Source organism: Caldibacillus thermoamylovorans, assembly GCF_000751775.1.
GTDB classification, from domain to species: Bacteria; Bacillota; Bacilli; order Bacillales; family Caldibacillaceae; genus Caldifermentibacillus; species Caldifermentibacillus hisashii.
In genome coordinates this window covers 1-5,612 of record NZ_CCRF01000025.1, presented here as the reverse complement: position 1 = coordinate 5,612, position 5,612 = coordinate 1, and the positions used below count along the sequence as shown (strand labels likewise).

Sequence of the window (5,612 nt, the reverse complement as noted above, 5' to 3'; positions counted from 1 at the left end):
TCTGATACAAGTCAAATTGTTTCCCTTTGATTGCATCAGAAGGAACATCCTTCATTTCCCATTTGTCAATTTTCAGTGCATTAACAAAGTCTTCTACCTCTTGTTTATCTGAAATTGTTAAAATAGGATTTTCTTCCGGTGATATAACTTCAATTTTTTGCACGTTTTCTAAACTGTCAGCCCAATTTTCGGAATCAGACTTATTAATTTTCGAATTACAGCCAACGAAAAAAATCAATACACAAATGGCAATCAAAAATAACATGAAATTCTTTTTTATAGTATAAGAAAGTATAAAAATACAGGTAAATAACTCGGGATCAGTTTTATTGTCTAGCTCCGAGCGCCAGCGACTGAGAAACTAGCTCCCCTTTAATGTGCTCCTGCGCCATAGCCTATTCGAGGAAGCGGATGTTCAGCTCGTCGCAAAGCTTCATGAAGTACATCAAGGAAGATTACTCATGAAGTTCGCTCAAGTAGCAGCTTCACTACGATAAGTCAACATCGGCTCGTCCCTCGCCGTGTTTCCTTTTCCTTAGAAAAAGCTACTCGCTTTTTCTTCGTGCGATGCCTATTCAAGGAAGTAAATCTGTTCTCATTGCGGGGAGGTCGGGCCACAGGACGTGGTCAGACATGCGTTGCAACAGGACGTTGCCGCTTTTAGCCGGCCAGTTTGTACGTCGCTAAGCGGGCGCTCTGCGCTTTTCTTATCATAATTACCCTCAAAAAACTCTTTATTTAATATACGATTCACTGCTTGATAGGGTTTCATCTTTTTTAGCAATCTCCCTTGTTACTCATGTGGATCGAATGGACAGCTACTCTTAACCCTGCTCTTGTCCGGTAAGTAATTTCTTACATTTTTTCCAATGCACCCCAACTGTCCCTCAGTCCCTTTTCTCTCCATTAGTATTTAGTCTTCAACAAGTTATACAGTTCCTCTCTCTATTAGTTTGACGATGATTTCCTTACTGGATATTTCTTCATCTATTGCTTGGAGAAAGAGGTTTTTCCCCATTTCCATTAACGGAATTTCAATGGTGGTTATGTTCATCATTTCGGCAATCGGTTCATTATTAAAGCCGATAATTGCTAAATCATCCGGGATCGATATTTTCCTTTTTTGACAACTGATGACAATTCCCGCAGCAACCTGATCGCTGGTTACCAACAATGCTGTCGGAGGATCCATCATCGTGGTTAATTTTTCAATAACTTTTTCTCCATCCCCAAAATATATACATTGATCAATGATATATTCCGGGCGATATGGCAAATGATATTTTTCATGAAACTCTCGATAGGCAAGTTCTCTCATATGACTATTTGTCCCTGATGTTCGACCGATGCAATAACCAATTTTTCGATGACCTTTTTCGTGCAAAAATGCTAATGCTTTATGAAAAACGGTATAATGATTGACAAAGGTTGTTGAAAATTTCCTGCTTTTTATATCCTCACATAAAACAATTGGACCAAATTGCAAATGATCTTCAATGATTGACAAATCGGTTGCTCTGGAACAAATAATTAGCGCATCAATCTGTTTTTGCTTTAACATTTGCAGGGCTTCTATTTCCCTTTCCTCCCGATAGTCCGTTTGAAATAAGACGATCTTATAATTTTTTTTGATTGCCTGATTTGTTATTCCTTTTAGCACTAAAGAGAAATAAGGATGATCAAAATATGGGAGAACAACACCAATTAAGTTTGTTTTCCCTTTAATCAAATGAACGGCATTTATATTTTTTTGATAATTTGTCATTCGAATCGCATGGATTACAGCTTTTCTTTTTGCTTCACTAACATAAGGATGATTATTTAACACTCGGGATACAGTTGTGACTGACACCCCGGCCATTTTTGCCACATCTTTAATATTTGTCATTTCACCAGTCACCTTGTAAAAATTTTTCAATAAAGAAAAAGATTATTATTAGTCTCATTTTACGTTATGAAATGGGTTTCATGTCAATTTTTGCCTGATTTGATTTTCTTTGAATATTTTTTCTTGCTCTGAAATGGATTTCATAAAATAAACTATTGTCAAAGGGGAATCTAACCTCTTACGACAAAAGTTGAGCTATCGGCGTAACGGTTCGTCCGGCGTAACGATAAATTCAACTTTTGTCTCCAAGTAATATTAACATAATGATGTATAATGTTTTGTGCTATGATAAAATATCGTTAAGGAAAAGTTGAAAGGGATGATTGTATGGCCATTCCGAGCGAAAAAAAGAAATATTCATATGCCGATTATTTAACGTGGAATGAAGGTGAACGGATTGAATTAATTGATGGGGAAATTTTCAATATGTCTCCTGCTCCTTCACGCAGGCATCAACAGGTACTCAGAGAGTTAGCTACAGCTTTTTCAGTTTTCCTGAGAGGAAAGGAATGTGAAGTATTTTTCGCTCCTTTCGACGTCCGACTTTTGGCGGATAACAAACGAGACGATGAGATCAATAATGTTGTTCAACCCGATTTATCCATTGTTTGCAATAAGGAAAAACTGGATGACAAGGGGTGTAAAGGTGCTCCGGATATGATAATCGAAATCCTCTCACCTTCATCTGTTAAGTTAGACCGTTGGGAGAAATATCAACTTTACGAAAAAGCGGATGTAAACGAATACTGGCTTGTTGACCCGGTTAACAATTCTGTAGAAGTATATCTTTTAATTGATAACCAATACAAATTTCAGGGAGTCTATACAAAAGAGGATACCGTTTCTGTTCATCTTTTTCCCGATTTTAAATTAGACCTAAATCAAGTGTTTGAATAGATAAGTTCAATATTACGATATTAATATTTGCAAACCTCTCATTATGGATAAGCTCCCTTATATGATTGGGCCGATGAATCTGAACCTTCACCTTTACCCAAACGAAATGAAGGTAGGAAAGTGATTATATGTTCTTTTTAGCTCTCGAAAGGTCATGACTTTGTTTCCTACAATTATTTCTGTATCAAGCGGGCAATAATCAAGTTCGAGCGGTGCTTTTCGAAATGTTCTTTTAAATAAATTGATTGCATCTTGCTCATTTGCCGCAAAAATATAAACAACGCCACCACCATCCACCTTCAGTTCAAAGACGTAAATTTTTCGGAAACCGAGCAGGTTTTTTCGAATCAATTCCGCCACTTTATCTTGGTCTGCCTGATTGAAATCGAGCTTTGAAACATCGTCTTCCAGTGAAATTTTATTTTCCGAGAGTAGGTGCTGAATGTAGTAGACGAGAATATGTTCTTCATAATAAAGACAATCCATATAAAATTCTTTCAGTGTCATTCATTATCACCTCATCACTTTTATTCGTTGGATTAAGTTCTGCCCGCTGTTGGTCCGAGGGTGGGGCGAGGGGGAGATTGGTCATGTCCCCGAAGAATGGGCTCAGGTTAGTCGAGGATTCGCCCCCATGACCGAACTGGGCTGTGGGACCTTGTCACCTTGACCTTGTCCGGCCTCACTATAAGACGAGAAAACCGTCCCCTAGCCTCACCTTGACTCGATTTTGCCGGTGTGTTCGTTGTATTTTACGATTACGGTTCCGACCGGGCCGTTGCGGTTTTTGGCAATGATAAGTTCGAGCGAGTTATCGGTAATCTCTCTGTCATAATACTTCTCCCTGTACAGGAAAATGATTACATCAGCATCCTGTTCAATGCTTCCTGACTCCCTGATATCAGACATAAGCGGTCGTTTATTGCTTCTCGTTTCCACGCTCCTGTTCAGTTGGGCTAAACAAATGACCGGTATATGAAAATCCTTTGCCATTTTCTTTAAACCTTGTGAGATTTCTGATACTTGCTGATGCGTATTGCCAAAGTACGGGTTAATCGGCCGAATCAGTGTTAAATAGTCGATAAAGACAACCGGTTTCCGATCCGGATATTCATACATCAATTTTCTGATTTGTGCCCTCATTTCAGGAATCGTTTGTCCAGATTCATCAAATATAATCATGTTCGTTTCATCAAGATTTGCGATAATGGTCGTCCATTTTTCTTTTTGCTTCGGTTTTAAAAACTTATAAGGATTCCGCATTTTAACTCGATTAATATTTCCGGTAGAGGCTACCAATCTGGAAATAATCAGTTTTTCAGGCATCTCCAATGAAAAAAGAATCGGTAAATACCCGGCCCAACCTGTTTCTTTTGCAAAATGAAGCATCACGTCGGTTTTCCCCATGGAAGGTCGGGCAGCTAGAATCGTGACTTCTCCTTCTTGAAAACCCCCTGTTATGTCATCCAATGCTTGTATACCGGTCGTTATTCCTGTCGTATCTTCTTTTTCCTCCCAAGGTGCTTCGTAAATCGCTGCTAATCCTTCAGAGATGGTCGTGCCATTTTTCAGTTTTAGGTTTTCAATTTTTTCCAACTCGTCTATAACTCTGGCACTCTCCCATTTTTCAAAGGTTGCCTTGGTCAAAATCATTTGCGTTTGCTGTTCCTTCCATGCGTCCAAAATTAATTCTTCTACCTCATCAAATTTTTCAAGATCACAAAAGGCATTGAGCTCGTTTAAGTAACTGATACCGCCATAGATTTCTAAGTCCGGAAGCATGGATAAGGCGATTAAGTTAAAATACTTGCCAGCGGAATGAAGCTCCACCATTTTTGAATACAATTGTTTGTGACGTAAATCTTCAAGATGATCTGGCCGAATAACCGTGTCATTAATTAAAGGATTTTCCTGCATCAAACAACCTAGAAACACTTTCTCATGCATCATAATCCACTCACCTCCAAAGGGGCAGGTCCCTTGTCCCATTTTTAGTCGATGTTGTTAAGGTAGGCTGCGGGACCTGTCTATCTATTCGTCTTCCCCGGCATCCATGTCGAGGATAAAGTTTCTTGGAATATCCCGTTCCATTCGGGGTTTTTGTTTTGCACTCTTTTTGTTCAAACGTTCTCGATATTCCTTTTGTGCGGCACGAACCTCATTGATGGTTTGATAGCCTTTATCAAACCACCGGCGAAGAATTCCTTCCACGTAACTCCAATTTTTATTCCCGCTTTCGACAGCTATTTTCATCGCTTCTAAAACAAGTTCTTGGGACAAATCCTCACACCACGCTTGTATTTTTTCAAAAAGATACCCACTGATGGTTCCAAACCCGTTTTGTTCGAAAAATGTAAATGGGTTTTGTTCTTCTGCGCGCGCATGCGTAACTATTACTACGCTTTTTTTCTCTGGGGTAGTCTCTGAAGTAGTCTCTGGTATTGCTTTGGTTATGTTTGTTCGTGCTAGTGCCAAGCTTGCACCCACGTACTGACCAGCTTGCTCACCCGATGTGGTCAAGTTGAATTTATTTTGATACGTGTGATTAGTCAAGTTTGCATCTATGTATTGACCCACTTGCTCACCCGATGTGGTCAAGTTGGAATTATTTTGGTCGTTGTGTTTGGTCAATTTGGTCACCGTTTGGTCAGTGTGATTGGTTAAATTGGTGCCAGTTTGATTTGTCGGATTGCCTAAGTTAGCACCATTTTGGTTCGTGGGCTTGCTTAAGTTGGTATCTGATTGGTTTGTCCGTTTGCTTAAGTTGATATCCGATTGGTTCGTCGATTTGCTTACATTTGCATTCGTTTGTTCATCCTTGCCTATA

At 39.2% G+C, this 5,612-nt stretch carries 5 protein-coding genes and 1 pseudogene; 1 reads left to right on the top strand and 5 read right to left on the bottom strand.

What is annotated here, in order from left to right:
- Together BT1A1_RS03510 and BT1A1_RS03505 are read right to left on the bottom strand one after the other, a co-directional pair.
- Positions 1-265 (bottom strand): annotated as a pseudogene (locus BT1A1_RS03510) (hypothetical protein); the annotation flags it as partial.
- A 663-nt stretch (positions 266-928) separates the two neighbouring features.
- Positions 929-1,888 (bottom strand): LacI family DNA-binding transcriptional regulator, encoded by a 960-nt coding sequence (locus BT1A1_RS03505; protein WP_034768169.1) that lies wholly within the window; start codon positions 1,886-1,888, stop codon positions 929-931.
- A gap of 327 nt (positions 1,889-2,215) precedes the next feature.
- Here BT1A1_RS03505 and BT1A1_RS03500 point away from each other — a divergent pair, with 327 nt between their 5' ends.
- On the top strand, positions 2,216-2,785 hold the full coding sequence (locus tag BT1A1_RS03500; RefSeq protein ID WP_034768167.1) for a Uma2 family endonuclease: 570 nt from the start codon (positions 2,216-2,218) through the stop codon (positions 2,783-2,785).
- A 93-nt stretch (positions 2,786-2,878) separates the two neighbouring features.
- Here BT1A1_RS03500 and BT1A1_RS03495 read toward each other — a convergent pair whose 3' ends face one another.
- The 3 genes from BT1A1_RS03495 to BT1A1_RS17340 form a co-directional block, all read right to left on the bottom strand.
- Positions 2,879-3,292 (bottom strand): hypothetical protein, encoded by a 414-nt coding sequence (locus BT1A1_RS03495; protein ID WP_034768165.1) that lies wholly within the window; start codon positions 3,290-3,292, stop codon positions 2,879-2,881.
- 207 nt (positions 3,293-3,499) lie between these two features.
- Complete coding sequence (locus tag BT1A1_RS03490) at positions 3,500-4,735, bottom strand: replicative DNA helicase (protein WP_034768163.1); 1,236 nt, start codon at positions 4,733-4,735, stop codon at positions 3,500-3,502.
- 81 nt (positions 4,736-4,816) lie between these two features.
- On the bottom strand, positions 4,817-5,612 hold a 796-nt coding region (locus BT1A1_RS17340), incomplete at its 5' end, for a DnaD domain-containing protein (protein ID WP_156103163.1).